We start from the raw sequence: 14342 nt of genomic DNA, 5'->3' as shown, positions 1-14342 counted from the left end.
CTGCTGTCGTGGCAATAAAAACCGCCGCCCGCTCGGGGCGGCGGCGTAGCGATTTCATTGCTGCGTCAGGCGGCGGCAAGCCTGTAGACCCGTCCGCGTCCTTCGACCTTCTCCGAGGTCACCTCGAGTCCGAGCTTCTTCTTCAGCGCCCCGGCCATCGCGCCGCGCACGGTGTGCGACTGCCAGCCGGTCGCGGCCATGATCTCCTCGATGGTCGCGCCCTCCGGCGCGCGCAGCATGGCAATCAGCGTGGCCTGCTTCGTCCCCTCGCGCGGCGTGCGCGCCTTGGGCGCGGTTTCGGTCTCGGTGGGGGTGTCCGTTGCGGGCGCGTCGCTCGGCGCGTCCGTCGCGCCCGTGGGCGCGCTGTTCGCGTCTTCGGGCTCGATGCCGATGGCAGCGAGGCCTGCGTCGGTGGCGACGAGCGTGGTGCCGTGGCCATCGCCGGTTTCGCGCCACATGGGCTCACCCTTGCGCAGGTCGGCATCGACTTCCTGCAGCAGGCCCTTGGCGAGCATCGCGCCGACCACCTTGGTGGCGGCCCCGCCGCGCAAGCTGTCGGGTAGCGGCAGGGCGATGCGGTCCTCGCGCTGTGCGGCGGCACTGAGAATGATTGCTTGAGTGTCGGAAAGCTTGGTCATCGTCGTCTCCCGTATCGGGGCGCGCGGAATGCGGGCCCTTCTAGAAGGTCGAGCCCGCCAGTCGGCGGGCGGGACCGGGAGCGGGTCGTCTCACTCGTCGTGTTCGCCTTCGCTGAAGGCCATGTCGGTGATCTCGCGCAGCTTGGCGCGGTAGTGGTTCAGGGTGCCGACATGGCCCCAGTTGATCTCGTCGGGGCTGGTCTCGAAATGGTCGTCGCTGAGCGCCTGCAGGCGGGCGAGCATCGCGTCGATCTCGGTCTTGGCGGCGATGAAGGCGTCGAGGGCTTTCTCGTTGGTGGTGGCGCGGCGGGTCATTCTGGTGGCTCCGTGGTGAGTTGCATCGTCCTTCTGACGACACGTTCCCTCTGTCCGCGACGCTTATCAACGAGATAAGCGCATGATCTTGAATGATAATCGGAGCTATCGATGCAGGGCATGAGTGAGCGCCAGTACGCCGCCCATGTCGGGCTGTCGCGGGGCGCGATCCAGAAGGCGAAGGCCGCCGAGCGGCTGGTCCTCTATCCCGACGGCAGCATCAACGCGGCCGCCAGCGACGCACGCCGGGCGGAAACCACTGACCCCGCGAAGACCCGCAAGCCGCCCGAACGGAAGCTGAAGCCCGTCCCCGAGGCGGCGGTGGCCGCTGTCGGCGACACGCTGCGGGAGCAGGGTCTGGCGGTACCGGCGGTCGGCGGCGGCACGACCTTCCTGCAGGCCAAGACCGCGAACGAGGTGCTCAAGGCGCAGGAGCGGCGCATCCGGCTCCAGAAGCTGAAGGGAGAGTTGATCGAGCGGGCCCGCGCGCTGGCGCTGGTGTTCCGCCTGGCACGCGAGGAACGGGACGCATGGGTGAACTGGCCCGCGCGTGCGGCGGCGCTGATGGCGGCCGATCTGGGCGTCGAGCCAGCCGCGATGCAGAAGGTCCTTGAGAAACATGTACGCGCCCACCTCGACGAGCTTGCCGAGGTCCGGCCCGACTTCCGGTGACGATGATGGCCTGACGGATTTCGACGGCGCAGCAGAAATCCTGCGCACCTGGGGCGCGGGGCTGACGCCGGACCCGGATCTGACCGTGTCGCAATGGGCGGACAAGCACCGGATGCTGTCGGGCCGGGCTTCCGCCGAACCGGGGCGCTATCGCACCGCGCGCACGCCCTACATGCGCGAGATCATGGACCGGCTGTCGCCGGGCGATCCCACGCAGCGGATCGTGTTCATGAAGGCGGCACAGGTCGGCGCGACCGAGGCGGGCAACAACTGGATCGGCTTTGCCATCCACCAGGCGCCGGGTCCGATGCTGGCGGTCCAGCCGACCGTGGAACTGGCCAAGCGCAACTCGCGCCAGCGAATCGATCCGCTGATCGATGAAAGCCCCGAGCTGCGGGAGCGGGTGAAGCCCGCGCGTTCGCGCGACGCGGGCAACACGATGCTGTCGAAGGAATTCGCGGGCGGCATCCTGATCATGACCGGGGCGAACTCGGCGGTCGGGCTGCGCTCGACCCCGGCGCGCTACATCTTCCTCGACGAGGTCGATGCCTATCCGGCCTCGGCCGACGAGGAAGGCGACCCGGTGACGCTGGCCGAAGCCCGGTCGCTGACCTTCGCCCACCGGCGCAAGGTGTTCCTGGTCTCGACGCCCACCATCCGGGGGCTGAGCCGCATCGAACGGGAATATGAGGCGAGTGACCAGCGCCGGTTCTTCGTGCCGTGTCCGCATTGCGGCCACGCGCAATGGCTGAAGTTCGACCGGCTGCGCTGGCAAAAGGGCCGCCCGGAGACGGCAGAGTATCACTGCGAGGGCTGCGACGCGGAAATTGCGGAACACCACAAGACGGCGATGCTGGAGGGCGGCGAATGGCGGGCGACCGCCACGGCTGCCGATCCGACCACGGCCGGCTACCACCTCTCGGCGCTCTATTCGCCGGTGGGCTGGCTCAGCTGGTCCCGCATCGCCCGCGGCTGGGAGACGGCCCAAGGGTCGGATGAGGCGATCAAGGCGTTCCGCAACACCATCCTCGGAGAGACCTGGGTCGAAAGCGGCGAAGCCCCGGACTGGCAGCGGCTCTACGACCGGCGCGAGGCATGGAAGCCGGGCACCGTTCCTGCGGGCGGGTTGTTCCTGACCGCCGGGGCTGACGTCCAGAAGGACCGGATCGAGGTCGACGTCTGGGCCTGGGGCCGAGGGTTGGAAAGCTGGCTCGTCGATCACGTCGTCATCGAGGGCGGACCCGACCGGCACGACGCGTGGTCGGAGCTGACGGCACTGCTGGACCGAAGCTGGCTCCACGAACGCGGCGCGCATCTCAGGATCGCGCGGCTTGCCATCGACACCGGCTACGAGGCCCCGGCGGTCTATGCATGGTCGCGCAACGCCGGGTTTGCGCAGGTGTCGCCGGTGAAGGGCGTCGAGGGGTTCAATCGTTCGAGCCCCGTCTCGGGCCCGACCTTCGTCGACGCGACCGAGGGCGGCAAACGTCTGCGGCGCGGCGCGCGGCTTTGGACCGTGGCGGTGTCGACCTTCAAGGCCGAAACCTACCGCTTCCTGCGACTGGAGCGACCGACGACCGAGGAACGCGCCGCGGGCGCGGCCTGCCCGCCCGGCACGATCCACCTGCCGACATGGGTGGAAAGCGAGTGGCTGAAGCAGGTTGTGGCCGAACAGCTGGTGACGGTGCGCACGAAGCGCGGCTTTGCCCGGCTGGAATGGCAGAAGCTGCGCGAGCGCAACGAGGCGCTGGACTGCCGGGTCTACGCCCGCGCCGCCGCCTGGATCGCGGGCGCGGATCGCTGGCCGGAGGCCCGGTGGCAGGATCTGGAACGGCAGTTCCCGGACTGGGACGCAATTCGGGCCGAGAGCGGACCAACGCCCGCGCGTAGTCCAGGCACTCCACAGGGGCCTCGGCGCCGGACGGTGCGCTCGACCTATATGGGCTGACCTTTGGAACTACTGCTGTCGCAGCGCGCGGCTGCGGGCGAAGGCCTCCAGGGAAACCTTGCGCCGGGTGGCAAGATCGCGCACGCGCGCCGCGATCTCGGGTTCGCCAAAGTCCACCGGGTTGAAGGGGCCGCCATACCAGCGGACCATGTCCTTGTGCTGCGGATGGCGGCGGTTTGCGATGGCCTCGACGAACTCCATGAAGCCGGGTGGACCACCCATGTCCTCGGGCGGCGCTGTGCGCTCGCCCGCGATGAACAGCGGATAATCGGTGTCAGGATCGGCCGCGCCGACATGTTCGATCAACACACGGTGCTGCCAGTCGTCCCCGAAGTCGTAAGTGTAGAGGAACTCGGTGGCGCCGCGATCGATCAGCGTGCCGAGGCGCATGCCCTTGGCCTGATAGATCTTGCGGCCCCAGACCGCGTCCTCGGGATCGGGTTCGCCATAGATCCGGTCGCCGACGCGGAAATCAAAAAGGTGGGTGTTTTCCCACGGCATCACCGCCTGGATGACCTCATGCAGGGCGCGGAGGTTGGTGGTCAGGCTAACCTCGAGCTCACGCCAGATGCAGGGCTCGAGATGCAGCAGTTCGATGCGAAGGCGGGCAATCCGGTCGGTCATGGCAGGCCTGGTCGGGATGGGTCACGGGCAGGATAGAGGCGGGCCGAGATGGCGACAATCACGGACCTCCGCGCCCGCCGCGAGGCGTTGGCCGCACAGCGTGCCTCGGGCGTGGCCCGGGTAAGCTATGACGGAAAGACGGTGGATTACCGCACTGTGGCTGAGATCGACCGAGCCCTCGAGGCGCTGGATCGCGAGATCGCGGCGGCCGAAGGGCGGCGGATCGTGCGGCAAGTGCGCGTCATCACGGAAAAGGGGCTCTGAGCATGGGGCTGTTCGACAGGTTCCGCGGCGGGTCCATTCCCGGCCGGGCGAGCGGCAGCCCTGCAGCCGTGCGCGCTCGGCTCGAAGGGGCCATGGCGCGGCGACGGCTCAAGGGTTGGAATCCACCGCTCGAGAACATCAACGCGCTGGTGGCCTCCGGCGGTCCGCGCCTTCTGGCCCGTGCTCGCGAACTGGTTGTCACCAACGGTTATGCGGCAAACGCCTGCGAGGCCTTTGCAGCAAACCTGGTCGGCGACGGGATCAAGCCGTCTTCGTTGATCGAGGATGCGGGCATTCGCGATCGGGTCCAAAAGCTCTGGTTGGCATGGACGGACGAGGCCGACGCGGACGGGCTGGCCGACTTCTACGGGCTGCAGGCCATGGTCGCGCGCGAAATGTTCGTGGCAGGCGAGTGTTTTGTCCGGCTGCGTCCCCGACGCGCCGAAGACGGTCTGATGGTGCCGCTGCAATTGCAGCTCCTGCAGTCCGAGATGCTGCCCTTCGAGAAGACCGAGACAGCCGCCAACGGCAACCGCATCCGCTGCGGGATCGAGTTCGACGGGATCGGGCGGCGGGTGGCCTATCACTTCCGCCGCCGCCATCCGGGCGACAGCACGGACCAGCGGGTGGCGGTGCCGGATACTGTCCGGGTCCTCGCCGGGGACGTTCTGCACATCTACCGGCCCATCGATGCGGGCCAGATCCGGGGCCTGCCGCATGTAGCACCCGCCATGGTGCGGCTGTTCCTGCTCGACCAGTACGATGACGCTGAACTCGACCGGAAGAAGACTGCGGCGATGTTCGCGGGCTTCATCACCAAGACCGCGCCGGAAGAGCCGATGATGGGTGAAGGCGCGGCCGATACCGAAGGTGCCGCGATCACCAGCCTCGAGCCCGGCACCATGCAGGTCCTGCTGCCGGGAGAGGACGTGAAGTTCTCGAGCCCGGCCGATGTGGGCGGGGGCTACGAGGCGTTCCAGTATCGCACGTTGCTGGCGGTCTCAGCCTCGCTCGGTCTGCCCTATCACCTCGTCACCGGCGATGTGCGGCAAGCGAACTACTCGAGCCTTCGGGCCGAACTGGTCGAGTTTCGGCGCCGCATCGGCCAATTGCAGCATGGCGTGATTGTCCACCAGTTCTGCCGTCCGATCTGGGCGCGCTGGATGGAAACCGCAATGCTTGCGGGGGCATTCGATCTGCCCGGGTTCGGTGCCGAACCCGGCCGATTCCGTGCAGCACAATGGATCCCACCGCGCTGGGACTGGGTCGATCCGCTGAAGGATATCCAGGCACAGGTCCTCGCCATGGAGGCGGGCATCACCTCGCGGCGCAAGGTGGTCGAGGCCACCGGCTACGACGTCGAGGAGGTCGACCGCGAGAACGCGGCTGACGCCAAGCGGTCGGCCGATCTGGGCCTCCGATACCGGACCAGCCCCGGCGAGACGCAAGGCGCGCGGGCAACGCCCACAAGGCTGCCCGACCCGGAAACCGATGGATCCGACGCGAGCGCGCAATCCGAACAGGAGTGACAGGATGAAGAACTGGTACACGATCCGCGCCCGGGGCACGGGAGCGGAAGTGCTGATCTATGACGAGATCGGCGCCTATGGCGTCAGCGCCAAGGGGTTTCTCGCGGAACTCGGCGCACTGCCGGACGGGGTGCCCATCGATCTGCGCCTCAACAGTCCGGGCGGCTCGGTCTTCGACGCGGTGGCGATCTACAATGCCCTCCAGCGGCATGACGGCACGATCACTGCCTGGATCGACGGCGTGGCCGCCTCGGCCGCCTCCTATGTGGCCATGGCGGGAGACGAGATCGTCATGCCCGAGAATGCCTTTCTGATGATCCACGACCCTTCGGGGCTGGTCATGGGCACCGCCACCGACATGCGCGAGATGGCAGACACCATGGACAAGATCGCGGGCGGCATGATCCGCGGCTATGCGACCCGGTCCGGACGCACCGAAGAGGAGATCGCGGCGCTGATGGCGGCCGAGACCTGGTTCGATGCGGAAGCGGCCCTCGAGGCGGGGCTTGCCACCCGCATGATCGAGCCGGTGCGGATTGCAGCCAGCTTTGACATCGCGCGGTTCCGCAACGCGCCACCCGCACTGGCGGAAGCCATCGCCGATCCGGCTTCCGAGAGCGATCAGGACGTCAATGAAGCCGCCGGAGACGTCACAGGTGACGAGATCCGCGACGAGGCTCTCGCGATCCAAGGTGAACCCGAGCCTGAGCCGGGCACACAGCCAAGTCCCGACCCTGTGGTGACAGGCATCGATCCAACCGCCATCCGGCGTGACGTCATCGCCCATGCCCGTGCCGTGATCGACCTCTGTCGCCTCGCAGGACAGCCGCAGAGGGCCGGGCGTTTCCTCGAAGAGGACGCCAGCCTGGATGCGGTGCGCAGCAGCCTTCTTGCCGCGAGGGCCGAGGCGGAGGCGCAGATCAGCCCCCATCACCCGCAACCAGGGCCCACACCCACCGCCCGTCCATGGGGCGACGTGATCGCCCGCACCTTCAAGCTGAAAGGATGATCCTCAATGACCACGCTGACCGAAGGCAGACATGCGGGTGGCTTCCTCGTCTGGGAAGCCTCGCGCGACTACACCCGTGACACCGTCACCCTCGCCTCCGGCGCTGGCAAGCTCGAGCCCGGCACGGTGCTGGGCAAGATCACCACGGGCGGGAAGTTCACCCAGCTTGCACCCGCCGCATCGAACGGCAGCCAGAACGCCGCCGGGATCCTCTGGGGGCCCGCTGACGCGACGGCCGCCGATGCCGCTGCCGTCGTGGTCCTGCGCGGCCCGGCCATCGTCAACCGCAATGACCTTATCTGGCCCACGGGCGCGACGGAACCGCAGATCGCCGCCGCCACCGCGGCGCTGGCCGCGCTCGGCATCCTGCTGCGTTGATCCCTCCATCGAAAGGACATCCCCATGGCGACCATGGACATCTTCGAAGGCGATGCCTTCTCGATCATCGAACTGACCCGCGCGCTGGAGAACATCCCCTTCAAGCCCGCGATCCTCTCGGGTGCGAACCTCTTCGGGCCCCGCGGTGTCCGCGCGCGCACCGTCGTGATCGAGAGTCGAGACGGTACGCTGCAGCTGATCCCGTTCTCCGAACGCGGCTCGGCCTACGAGAGCCAGGTGCCGGAGCGCCGCGAGATGCGCGCCTTCGTCGTGCGCCAGTTCAAGAAACAGGATGTGCTCTGGGCCTCGGAAATCCAGGGCATCCGCGACCACGGGTCGGAAACCGCGACCCAGCAGGTGCAAACCGAGGTGGCCCGCAAGCTCGGGCGGCTCCGGAACGACGCCGAGGCCACCTTCGAGTTCCACCTCTTCAACGGCATCCAGGGCGTGGTGAAGGATCCGAAGGACGGGGTGACGGTGGTCAACTACTTCACAGAGTTCGGCATCACGCCCGCCACCGAGGTCGACTTCGACCTTGATAACGCGAGCCCAGCTTCGGGTGCGCTGCGCAAGCGTTGCCAGGCGCTGATCGAAAACGTCGAGGACAGCCTTGGCGGGCTGGCGGCCGGTCAGGTCCAGCTGCGCGCCGAATGCGGCTCGGCCTTCTTCGCCGATCTGGTCGCCCACAAGGAGGTGCGCGAGACCTATCTCAACACCGCCGCCGCTGCCGACCTTCGCGGCCGCGTGGGCGAGGAGGTCAGCTTCGGCGGCATCACCTTCCGCCGCTACCGGGGAGGCCTCGGCTTTGGCGTGCCGACGGACAGGGCTTACTTCTATCCAGAGGGGGTCGAGGGCCTCTTCGAGATCTACTTCGCCCCGGCCGACACCTTCGAGACGGTGAACACGCTGGGCCTGCCGCTCTATGCGCGCATGATCCCGGATCGTGACCGCGACGAATGGGTGCGGCTGGAGATCGAGAGCAACCCGCTGCCGATCTGCACCCGGCCGCAGGTGCTGCGTTCGGCGCGGCGGACGTGATGACGGCCTATCGGGCGCGGGGGCGGTCCCAGAGCATGCCGGCAAGGCGTGGGTCCGGGGCGAAGCTATCCTTCGGGAACTCGATCCCGAGGCGCGGATGCTCGCGCAGCGCCTGCGCGCCGGTGGGGCCGATCCGGATGCGCCAGGTCTGACGTTCCACCGGCTGCGGGGCGGCAAAGGCCCGGCAGGTCAGCACGGCAAGGTTCGCGCCCCGTGAAGGATCGCGGACAGAGGCGTAGCGGATCACCTCGGCACCGATCGCGCGGGCCACCTCGGCCAGATCCTGGCAGGCCGCGTAGTCGGTGAGGTGGGTCCACACAGCATGATCGGCGGCCAGTGCCCCGGCCGTCAGGTCGACCGCCACGGGCGTTGCGACTTCCGCCGAGAAGGCGGTGTATTCGGCCGCATCGTCGGGAAAGGGCGTCTCCGGGCTCTCGGTGTAGAACAGGAAGCGATAGAAGACCATTTCTGCCGCCGCCGTCTCGGGCGCCTCGGCCCCGTACCAGACGCCCGGCGTCAGTCCCGCCCGGCGAAACCGCGATCCCGCCGGATAGGGGCGATAGCGGAAAGGCGTGGCCAGCAGATAATCGAGCGCGCGGCAGTCCTCCGGCAGGGGCGGCTTCGTGGCCTCGAGGATCTCCTCGAGGGCCGCCTGTTCGGCGAGGCTGTCGACAAGCTTCAGGGTCGAGACCCGATGCTGGGCCTCTACGAACCGCCATGCCGGGCCCGTGTAGGGCCGCGTCTCAGAGCGGAGCGCGTCTTGCGTCCAGATAGGTCGTGACATCGACAAGCCCCTGCACCTGCGTCATCAGCTCCACGGGTCGTGCCGCCAGCGCCGTGTTGGGAGCGGCCAGCCACCGTCGCGCCACCGCCTCGTCGCCCCCGGTGATCGCGTCGAGCGAACGGAAGGTCCGCACAAGAAGGGCCGCAAGCTCGAAGGGCTTCGAGCCAGGCTCGAGCAGGCTCTCGCCCCGTTTCCAGCGCGAGACGGTCGCCTCGGAGACGCCGACGATGTCGGCCAGTTGTCGGCCCGAAAGGCCGAGCCGGTCTGCCGCCCGCAGCGCGGCCTTGGTCAGCACGGCACCGGCCGCAGGGTTTTGGGCGATCTGCTGGGAAAGGGGCATGGCTTTCTCCTGTCTGCTGCAAGCATAGTATCACTTCCTTTCTGAGGAAAGAGGAAACATGCCGGACGCCTTCGCCGCTGCCGTCGGCGCGCTCTTCGCCGATCCGAACATCGGGCGGGATGCGGTCTACATCGCCGATGGCGGTGCGCCGGCCCTGGTGCGTGTCGTCGCCCGACGTGCCGATGCGGTCACCGACTTCGGCGACGCACGGCTCTGGTCCGAGACCACCCGGATCGATGTGCGCATGGCTGAGGTGCCAGCGCCGCGCCCCGGTGACCGGATCGAGATCGAGGGCGAGGCCTTCCTCATCCAAGGCGAGCCCATCCGCGACCGCGAGCGGCTGGTCTGGACCGTCGACCTGCGCCCGGCATGACCGCAATGAAACTGAAGCTCGACATCGATCCCGACATCGTCGCGATGATGACGGCCGAGGTCGCGGCAGGGGAGCGGGCGGTGTCGGCCGCGATCCGCGAGGCGGGGACCGGGCTGAAGGCCGCGTGGCGGTTGCAGATCACCGGTGCGGGGCTCGGACCTCGGCTCGCTCGCACCATCCGATCGGAGCAGTTCCCCAAGGCCACGCCGAGCCTCAACGCGGCCGCCGTGGTCTGGTCCAACGCCCCGGTCATTGTTGGCGCGCATGACACCGGCCCGCTGATCCGCTCGAAGAAGGGCTTCTGGCTGTCAATCCCCACGCCCGCCGCAGGTAAGTCGCTGCGTGGGGGCCGGATCACCCCCGGTGAATGGGAACGCCGGACTGGTCTGAGCCTGCGGTTCATCTATCGCCGCCGGGGCCCGAGCCTGCTGGTGACGGAGGGGCGGCTGAACTCGAAAGGCCGGGCCGTGGCGTCACGGTCGAAGACTGGCCGGGGCCTCGTGACCGCGCCCATCTTCCTGCTGGTGCCGCAGGTCAAGCTGCCGAAGAGGCTGGACCTGGCGCGGGATGCTGAGCGGGCGCATGACTCGATCGTGGGGCTGATCGTGGCGAACTGGGTGAGTTAGCCAGGCCCGAGTGAATCGTCTCACAACGGCAGCCGAAACCATCTCCCACAGATGAGCAAGTATGAAGCATCCCCGTTTACATCGAACCCAGCAGTTGATTTAAACATGACAGAGCATCAGTGCAGGCATGCAGGCTTGATGATTGTAGGTTTACTTGCTCAAGGGGCATGAGACATGGGTTCGTTGGATTTCGATGCGGAAAAGAGCTCCTTTCGAGAGTTTTACAACGAAAATTTTGAAAGCCTTCAGGCAGCCTTGAGTTCATTCAGAACGTTGATCGAGTCTTTGGTTCAAGCAAAATCCGATGTCGCCGTCTCAAGTGTGGAGGGTCGAATAAAGGATCGAGAGGAATGTATAAGTAAGTTCACACGGAAATATCGGACAGCCCTTGAAGCATCAAAAACACCTTACACTATCCGGGACAAGATTACTGATCTTATTGGGATTAGGATCGTCTGCCTCTATGAAGATGAGGTCGAGAGAATAAAGGCTGCAATACTTGAGGAATTTGAGGTGATCGAGATCACTGATAAGATATCTCAAGTTGAAGGCACTGAAGGCTCCTTCGGATACAAGGGATTACACATTGACTTGAAGCTAAATGAAACTCGAAAAGGGATGGCGGAATACCGACTCTATGCGGAATACCCTTTTGAGCTTCAGATCCGCACCGTAATACAAGATTCTTGGAGCATTCTGGATCATAAGATTAAGTATAAGAAATCCATACCGAATAGCTTGAAAAGGCGCATCAATACTTTGGCAGCGCTTTTTGAGTTGGCCGACAGGGAATTTCGTGCGATCCGTGATGCGACTCGCATTGAGCTTGAGCAAACCGAAGAGATTTATCCTCAGATCGAAGCCGAAACGAAAGATGCTGAGGTGAGCGCGTCAGACGGAGGCGACCCTGAGCAAGCGGTGCAGCCAGGCCGCTATGCTCCACTTAACGCCTTCTTCTTCCTGAGGATCGCGCAGCATTTCTTCCCAAAATTTGAATTTGAATCACACAAGGTAGATGGGTTCACTCAAGAGATTATTTCTTTGAAACCGAACATAAGTCGAGGAAAGTTCAACTTCTATCTGCGAGAGAAATTTTCAACGATAAAGCAGTATCAAGAGGAGTTTGAGAAATCTGGGGAGCGAATGAACCCGTTCACCATGATGCGACACTGTCTTTATGCCGGTGACAAGGAAGTATTCTCCGCAATCTTGACCGATACAGCGCGAGACCGGTTCGACAAATGGCTAAACGATCAGAAGAAGTGAAGCTGACCGAGATATGCCCACCACTCGCGAAACCATCCTCACCGCGCTGCACACGCGGCTCTCGGCGCTGCCCGCCACCACCCTGCGCGGTCACGTGCTTCCCGAACGTGTGCCTGCCGCTGGTCTCCTGATCCTGCGCGATGGAGAGCCGGGGGAGCCGGAGGTCACTCTTTCGCCCCTGCGATACCACTACCAGCACCGGGCCGAGATTGAGGCGGTCGTTCAAGGTGCCGCTCGTGACGCCGCCTTCGACACCCTTTGCGCCAGCGTCGGAGCCGCGATTGCCGCCGACCACACGCTGGGCGGCCTCTGCGACTGGGTCGAGGCGGAAGCGCCACGGCCGGTCGATCTGCCGGTCGAGGGTGCTGCCAGCCTGAAGGCAGCGGTGATCCCCGTTGTCCTGCACTACTCGATGGCCGACCAGTTGGCTTGATGCCCATTTAGCGGAAAACCATGCGTCGTTAGGACAGGAGCGTGAACCACCAAAACAGTCAGGCATTGCGATCGGGAGCGTCGCCCAGCACCCACAGCAGAAAGACGGCCAGAATGGGCGAGAAGAAAAGGCTCACAAGAACCCAGCCGATGGCACTGCGCCCTCTCGCTTCCGCCATCCTGGCGGGCAGCAGGATGAAAAGCCAAAGGGTGATGTAGAAAGCCGCCAGCCCGAAGATCAGAAAGAAGATCCCTTCGATCATGCTCCGGCAGCTCCTCGCGATGGTAGGTTCTCTGCCATGCCCGCTCAACAGGTGCCGTAGAACCCGCGCGAATAGCGGCAGTACTCGGTGGCAGCGCCGGAGCGGATCATCTCGGCCGCGATGTCGCGCCCATCCGGCAGGAAACACTGCCCGACGAGACGTCCGTACCGATCAATGTCCAGAACGTTGCACCGCAGCGTCTGGCCGGAGATCAGGCTGCGCAGCGTGGCAGTTGCGTTGGAACCACCTTGCTGGTCCCATTCCGGCGCATCGAGCCCCCAGACACGAATCCGACGCGACTCGCCACTCAGTGTGAAGGTGTCGCCGTCGAGGATCTTGCTGACCCGCGCCTCCAGTGCGCTTGACTGCTGCGCTTGTGCCTCAGTCTTGGTCATGAATGCCGCTGCAATCGCGAGCGCCATCAAGAGAATTGCCGCGCGACGCAACAGACGCGTGAAGCGGTGAATGAGAAATCGACCAATCATCTGGACAGATGACCCGATCAGCGACCCCGCCGCAAGACATCCACCAAGTATTCAAAGAAGTAAGGAACCCCTCCATGTCACGTGCGCAAGGCGCGCGGGCGCAGATGGCGCTTGCGTTCGAGACCAGTTACGGCACCCCGCCCACGGGCGGGTTCACGAAGATGCCGTTCGCCAGCACCACGCTGGGATCGGAACAACCGCTCCTGAACAGCGAGCTGCTCGGCTACGGCCGCGATCCGCTGGCGCCGATCAAGGATGCGGTGACTGCGGACGGCAACGTGGTCGTCCCGATCGATGCTGCGGCCTTTGGCTTCTGGCTGAAGGCCGCCTTCGGGGCGCCGGTGACCACCGGCGCTGCACCGGGGCCGTTCACACACGAGTTCCGCTCCGGCGCCTGGTCCTTGCCATCCATGTCCATTGAGACCGGCATGCCCGAGGTGCCGCGCTATGCGATGTACTCAGGCTGCGTCCTCGACAGCCTGAGCTGGCAGATGCAGCGCTCAGGGCTGCTTACCGCGACGGCCAGCCTCGTGGCGCAGGGCGAGGCCATCGCCAGCACCTCTGCCGCAGGCTCACTGGCGGACCTTGAGCTCCAGCGCTTCGGGCATTTCAACGGGGCGATCACGCGCAACGGCCAGCCGCTGGGCAACATCATCTCGGCCGAGATTACCTATGCCAACAACCTCGACCGGGTGGAGACGATCCGGTCGGACGGGCGCATCGACGGGGCAGACCCGTCCATCGCGGCGCTGACCGGCAAGATCGAGGTGCGCTTCGCCGATCAGGTTCTGGTGAACCAGGCCATCGCAGGCGATCCCTGCGCGCTGACTTTTGCCTATGTCCTGCCCTCGGGGGAGAGTTTCACCTTCACCGCGCATGCCGTCTATCTGCCGCGCCCCCGGATCGAGATCCCGGGCCCGCAGGGCATCCAGGCCACCTTCGACTGGCAGGCCGCACGCGATGCCACCTTGGGTCGGATGTGCACTGCCACGCTCGTCAACGACATCGAGGAGTATTGATTTTGTTGCGTCTGAACCTTGCCCGTGAAGCTGAATGGCTCGACCTTGCGCTGGGCGTGCGCGTGAAGGTCGAGCCCCTGACCACGGCCATCATGGTCGCAGCCCGCACCGATCCGGCCGTGCGCGCCATCGCGCCTGGCACGCCCGACGACAGCATCGCGGTCTTCTTCGCCAAGGCGATTGCCTCGCGTGCCATCGTCGATTGGGAGGGTGTTGGTGATGAGGACGGCGCCCCGATACCGGTCAGCCCCGAGGCCATCGACGCGCTTCTCGACCTCTGGCCGATCTTCGAGAAGTTCCAGACCGCCTATGTCGCCAAGGGTTTGGAGCTCGAGGTGG

Annotated in this window: 20 protein-coding genes; 13 read left to right on the top strand and 7 right to left on the bottom strand. The window is 65.6% G+C overall.

Features of this window, described 5'->3' with window-relative positions; genetic code table 11:
* Positions 1-65: 65 nt before the first annotated feature.
* Both C0V75_RS00100 and C0V75_RS00095 read right to left on the bottom strand, forming a co-directional pair.
* On the bottom strand, positions 66-638 hold the full coding sequence (locus C0V75_RS00100) for a DUF3489 domain-containing protein (RefSeq protein WP_101918881.1): 573 nt from the start codon (positions 636-638) through the stop codon (positions 66-68).
* Positions 639-728: 90 nt separating this feature from the next.
* Positions 729-953 (bottom strand): hypothetical protein, encoded by a 225-nt coding sequence (locus tag C0V75_RS00095; RefSeq protein ID WP_101918880.1) that lies wholly within the window; start codon positions 951-953, stop codon positions 729-731.
* A gap of 111 nt (positions 954-1064) precedes the next feature.
* On the opposite strand from C0V75_RS00095, the gene C0V75_RS00090 reads away from it, so the two are divergent.
* Together C0V75_RS00090 and C0V75_RS00085 are read left to right on the top strand one after the other, a co-directional pair.
* Positions 1065-1625: a hypothetical protein gene (locus C0V75_RS00090; RefSeq protein ID WP_101918879.1), complete on the top strand. Its 561-nt coding sequence runs from the start codon at positions 1065-1067 to the stop codon at positions 1623-1625.
* Positions 1573-3573, top strand: a complete 2001-nt coding sequence (locus C0V75_RS00085) for a phage terminase large subunit family protein (protein ID WP_101918878.1) — start codon at positions 1573-1575, stop codon at positions 3571-3573. Before C0V75_RS00090 ends, C0V75_RS00085 begins: the two co-directional genes overlap by 53 nt.
* Positions 3574-3582: 9 nt before the next feature.
* On the opposite strand, the gene C0V75_RS00080 is transcribed toward C0V75_RS00085, so the two are convergent.
* Positions 3583-4197 carry a plasmid pRiA4b ORF-3 family protein gene (locus C0V75_RS00080; RefSeq protein ID WP_101918877.1) on the bottom strand — a complete coding sequence of 205 codons (615 nt, stop codon included), beginning with the start codon at positions 4195-4197 and terminating at the stop codon, positions 3583-3585.
* A 48-nt stretch (positions 4198-4245) separates the two neighbouring features.
* Here C0V75_RS00080 and C0V75_RS00075 point away from each other — a divergent pair, with 48 nt between their 5' ends.
* Genes C0V75_RS00075 through C0V75_RS00055 form a run of 5 tightly spaced genes read left to right on the top strand, consistent with a single transcriptional unit; the run spans position 4246 to position 8415 of the window.
* Complete coding sequence (locus C0V75_RS00075; RefSeq protein ID WP_101918876.1) at positions 4246-4461, top strand: phage head-tail joining protein; 216 nt, start codon at positions 4246-4248, stop codon at positions 4459-4461.
* A 2-nt stretch (positions 4462-4463) separates the two neighbouring features.
* On the top strand, positions 4464-5990 hold the full coding sequence (locus tag C0V75_RS00070; RefSeq protein WP_101918875.1) for a phage portal protein: 1527 nt from the start codon (positions 4464-4466) through the stop codon (positions 5988-5990).
* 4 nt (positions 5991-5994) lie between these two features.
* Positions 5995-6999 (top strand): head maturation protease, ClpP-related, encoded by a 1005-nt coding sequence (locus C0V75_RS00065; protein ID WP_158241750.1) that lies wholly within the window; start codon positions 5995-5997, stop codon positions 6997-6999.
* 6 nt (positions 7000-7005) lie between these two features.
* Positions 7006-7377: a head decoration protein gene (locus C0V75_RS00060; RefSeq protein WP_101918873.1), complete on the top strand. Its 372-nt coding sequence runs from the start codon at positions 7006-7008 to the stop codon at positions 7375-7377.
* Positions 7378-7401: 24 nt separating this feature from the next.
* On the top strand, positions 7402-8415 hold the full coding sequence (locus tag C0V75_RS00055) for a major capsid protein (RefSeq protein ID WP_101918872.1): 1014 nt from the start codon (positions 7402-7404) through the stop codon (positions 8413-8415).
* A 7-nt stretch (positions 8416-8422) separates the two neighbouring features.
* On the opposite strand, the gene C0V75_RS00050 is transcribed toward C0V75_RS00055, so the two are convergent.
* Positions 8423-9199: an RES family NAD+ phosphorylase gene (locus tag C0V75_RS00050; protein ID WP_101918871.1), complete on the bottom strand. Its 777-nt coding sequence runs from the start codon at positions 9197-9199 to the stop codon at positions 8423-8425.
* Positions 9159-9539, bottom strand: a complete 381-nt coding sequence (locus C0V75_RS00045) for an antitoxin Xre/MbcA/ParS toxin-binding domain-containing protein (RefSeq protein WP_101918870.1) — start codon at positions 9537-9539, stop codon at positions 9159-9161. Before C0V75_RS00045 ends, C0V75_RS00050 begins: the two co-directional genes overlap by 41 nt.
* A 58-nt stretch (positions 9540-9597) precedes the next feature.
* Between C0V75_RS00045 and C0V75_RS00040 the strand changes: the two genes are divergently transcribed.
* The 4 genes from C0V75_RS00040 (at position 9598) to C0V75_RS00025 (ending at position 12237) form a co-directional block, all read left to right on the top strand.
* A complete protein-coding gene (locus tag C0V75_RS00040) occupies positions 9598-9912 on the top strand; it encodes a hypothetical protein (RefSeq protein ID WP_101918869.1) in 315 nt (104 codons plus the stop codon).
* A gap of 5 nt (positions 9913-9917) precedes the next feature.
* Entirely contained in the window at positions 9918-10538 is a 621-nt protein-coding gene (locus C0V75_RS00035; protein WP_101918868.1) for a DUF6441 family protein, read from the top strand.
* Positions 10539-10712: 174 nt separating this feature from the next.
* Positions 10713-11804 carry a GTP pyrophosphokinase family protein gene (locus C0V75_RS00030; protein WP_101918867.1) on the top strand — a complete coding sequence of 364 codons (1092 nt, stop codon included), beginning with the start codon at positions 10713-10715 and terminating at the stop codon, positions 11802-11804.
* Between the two features lie 13 nt (positions 11805-11817).
* Positions 11818-12237: an acyl-CoA transferase gene (locus tag C0V75_RS00025; RefSeq protein ID WP_101918866.1), complete on the top strand. Its 420-nt coding sequence runs from the start codon at positions 11818-11820 to the stop codon at positions 12235-12237.
* 58 nt (positions 12238-12295) lie between these two features.
* Here the strand turns inward: C0V75_RS00025 and C0V75_RS00020 are convergent, their stop codons facing one another.
* Entirely contained in the window at positions 12296-12499 is a 204-nt protein-coding gene (locus C0V75_RS00020; protein WP_101918865.1) for a hypothetical protein, read from the bottom strand.
* A 44-nt stretch (positions 12500-12543) separates the two neighbouring features.
* The gene (locus tag C0V75_RS00015; RefSeq protein WP_101918864.1) at positions 12544-12984 is read right to left on the bottom strand and encodes a thermonuclease family protein; all 441 of its coding nucleotides are present in this window, start codon (positions 12982-12984) and stop codon (positions 12544-12546) included.
* A 74-nt stretch (positions 12985-13058) separates the two neighbouring features.
* Here C0V75_RS00015 and C0V75_RS00010 point away from each other — a divergent pair, with 74 nt between their 5' ends.
* Together C0V75_RS00010 and C0V75_RS00005 are read left to right on the top strand one after the other, a co-directional pair.
* Positions 13059-14003, top strand: a complete 945-nt coding sequence (locus C0V75_RS00010; protein WP_101918863.1) for a phage tail tube protein — start codon at positions 13059-13061, stop codon at positions 14001-14003.
* Between the two features lie 2 nt (positions 14004-14005).
* A partial coding sequence (locus C0V75_RS00005; RefSeq protein WP_101918862.1) for a hypothetical protein occupies positions 14006-14342 on the top strand: 337 nt, incomplete at its 3' end.

The organism is Tabrizicola sp. TH137 (assembly GCF_002855575.1).
GTDB lineage: Bacteria > Pseudomonadota > Alphaproteobacteria > Rhodobacterales > Rhodobacteraceae > Paragemmobacter.
Note: the sequence above shows the minus strand (reverse complement) of the source record. Positions and strands in the feature narration are given on the sequence as shown.

Bases quoted from the DNA above. Each gene is read 5' to 3' on its own strand.
- C0V75_RS00100 (WP_101918881.1), bottom strand. From the start codon at position 638: ATGACCAAGCTTTCCGACACTCAAGCAATCATTCTCAGTGCCGCCGCA.
- C0V75_RS00095 (WP_101918880.1), bottom strand. From the start codon at position 953: ATGACCCGCCGCGCCACCACCAACGAGAAAGCCCTCGACGCCTTCATC.
- C0V75_RS00090 (WP_101918879.1), top strand. From the start codon at position 1,065: ATGCAGGGCATGAGTGAGCGCCAGTACGCCGCCCATGTCGGGCTGTCG.
- C0V75_RS00085 (WP_101918878.1), top strand. From the start codon at position 1,573: ATGTACGCGCCCACCTCGACGAGCTTGCCGAGGTCCGGCCCGACTTCC.
- C0V75_RS00080 (WP_101918877.1), bottom strand. From the start codon at position 4,197: ATGACCGACCGGATTGCCCGCCTTCGCATCGAACTGCTGCATCTCGAG.
- C0V75_RS00075 (WP_101918876.1), top strand. From the start codon at position 4,246: ATGGCGACAATCACGGACCTCCGCGCCCGCCGCGAGGCGTTGGCCGCA.
- C0V75_RS00070 (WP_101918875.1), top strand. From the start codon at position 4,464: ATGGGGCTGTTCGACAGGTTCCGCGGCGGGTCCATTCCCGGCCGGGCG.
- C0V75_RS00065 (WP_158241750.1), top strand. From the start codon at position 5,995: ATGAAGAACTGGTACACGATCCGCGCCCGGGGCACGGGAGCGGAAGTG.
- C0V75_RS00060 (WP_101918873.1), top strand. From the start codon at position 7,006: ATGACCACGCTGACCGAAGGCAGACATGCGGGTGGCTTCCTCGTCTGG.
- C0V75_RS00055 (WP_101918872.1), top strand. From the start codon at position 7,402: ATGGCGACCATGGACATCTTCGAAGGCGATGCCTTCTCGATCATCGAA.
- C0V75_RS00050 (WP_101918871.1), bottom strand. From the start codon at position 9,199: ATGTCACGACCTATCTGGACGCAAGACGCGCTCCGCTCTGAGACGCGG.
- C0V75_RS00045 (WP_101918870.1), bottom strand. From the start codon at position 9,539: ATGCCCCTTTCCCAGCAGATCGCCCAAAACCCTGCGGCCGGTGCCGTG.
- C0V75_RS00040 (WP_101918869.1), top strand. From the start codon at position 9,598: ATGCCGGACGCCTTCGCCGCTGCCGTCGGCGCGCTCTTCGCCGATCCG.
- C0V75_RS00035 (WP_101918868.1), top strand. From the start codon at position 9,918: ATGAAACTGAAGCTCGACATCGATCCCGACATCGTCGCGATGATGACG.
- C0V75_RS00030 (WP_101918867.1), top strand. From the start codon at position 10,713: ATGGGTTCGTTGGATTTCGATGCGGAAAAGAGCTCCTTTCGAGAGTTT.
- C0V75_RS00025 (WP_101918866.1), top strand. From the start codon at position 11,818: ATGCCCACCACTCGCGAAACCATCCTCACCGCGCTGCACACGCGGCTC.
- C0V75_RS00020 (WP_101918865.1), bottom strand. From the start codon at position 12,499: ATGATCGAAGGGATCTTCTTTCTGATCTTCGGGCTGGCGGCTTTCTAC.
- C0V75_RS00015 (WP_101918864.1), bottom strand. From the start codon at position 12,984: ATGATTGGTCGATTTCTCATTCACCGCTTCACGCGTCTGTTGCGTCGC.
- C0V75_RS00010 (WP_101918863.1), top strand. From the start codon at position 13,059: ATGTCACGTGCGCAAGGCGCGCGGGCGCAGATGGCGCTTGCGTTCGAG.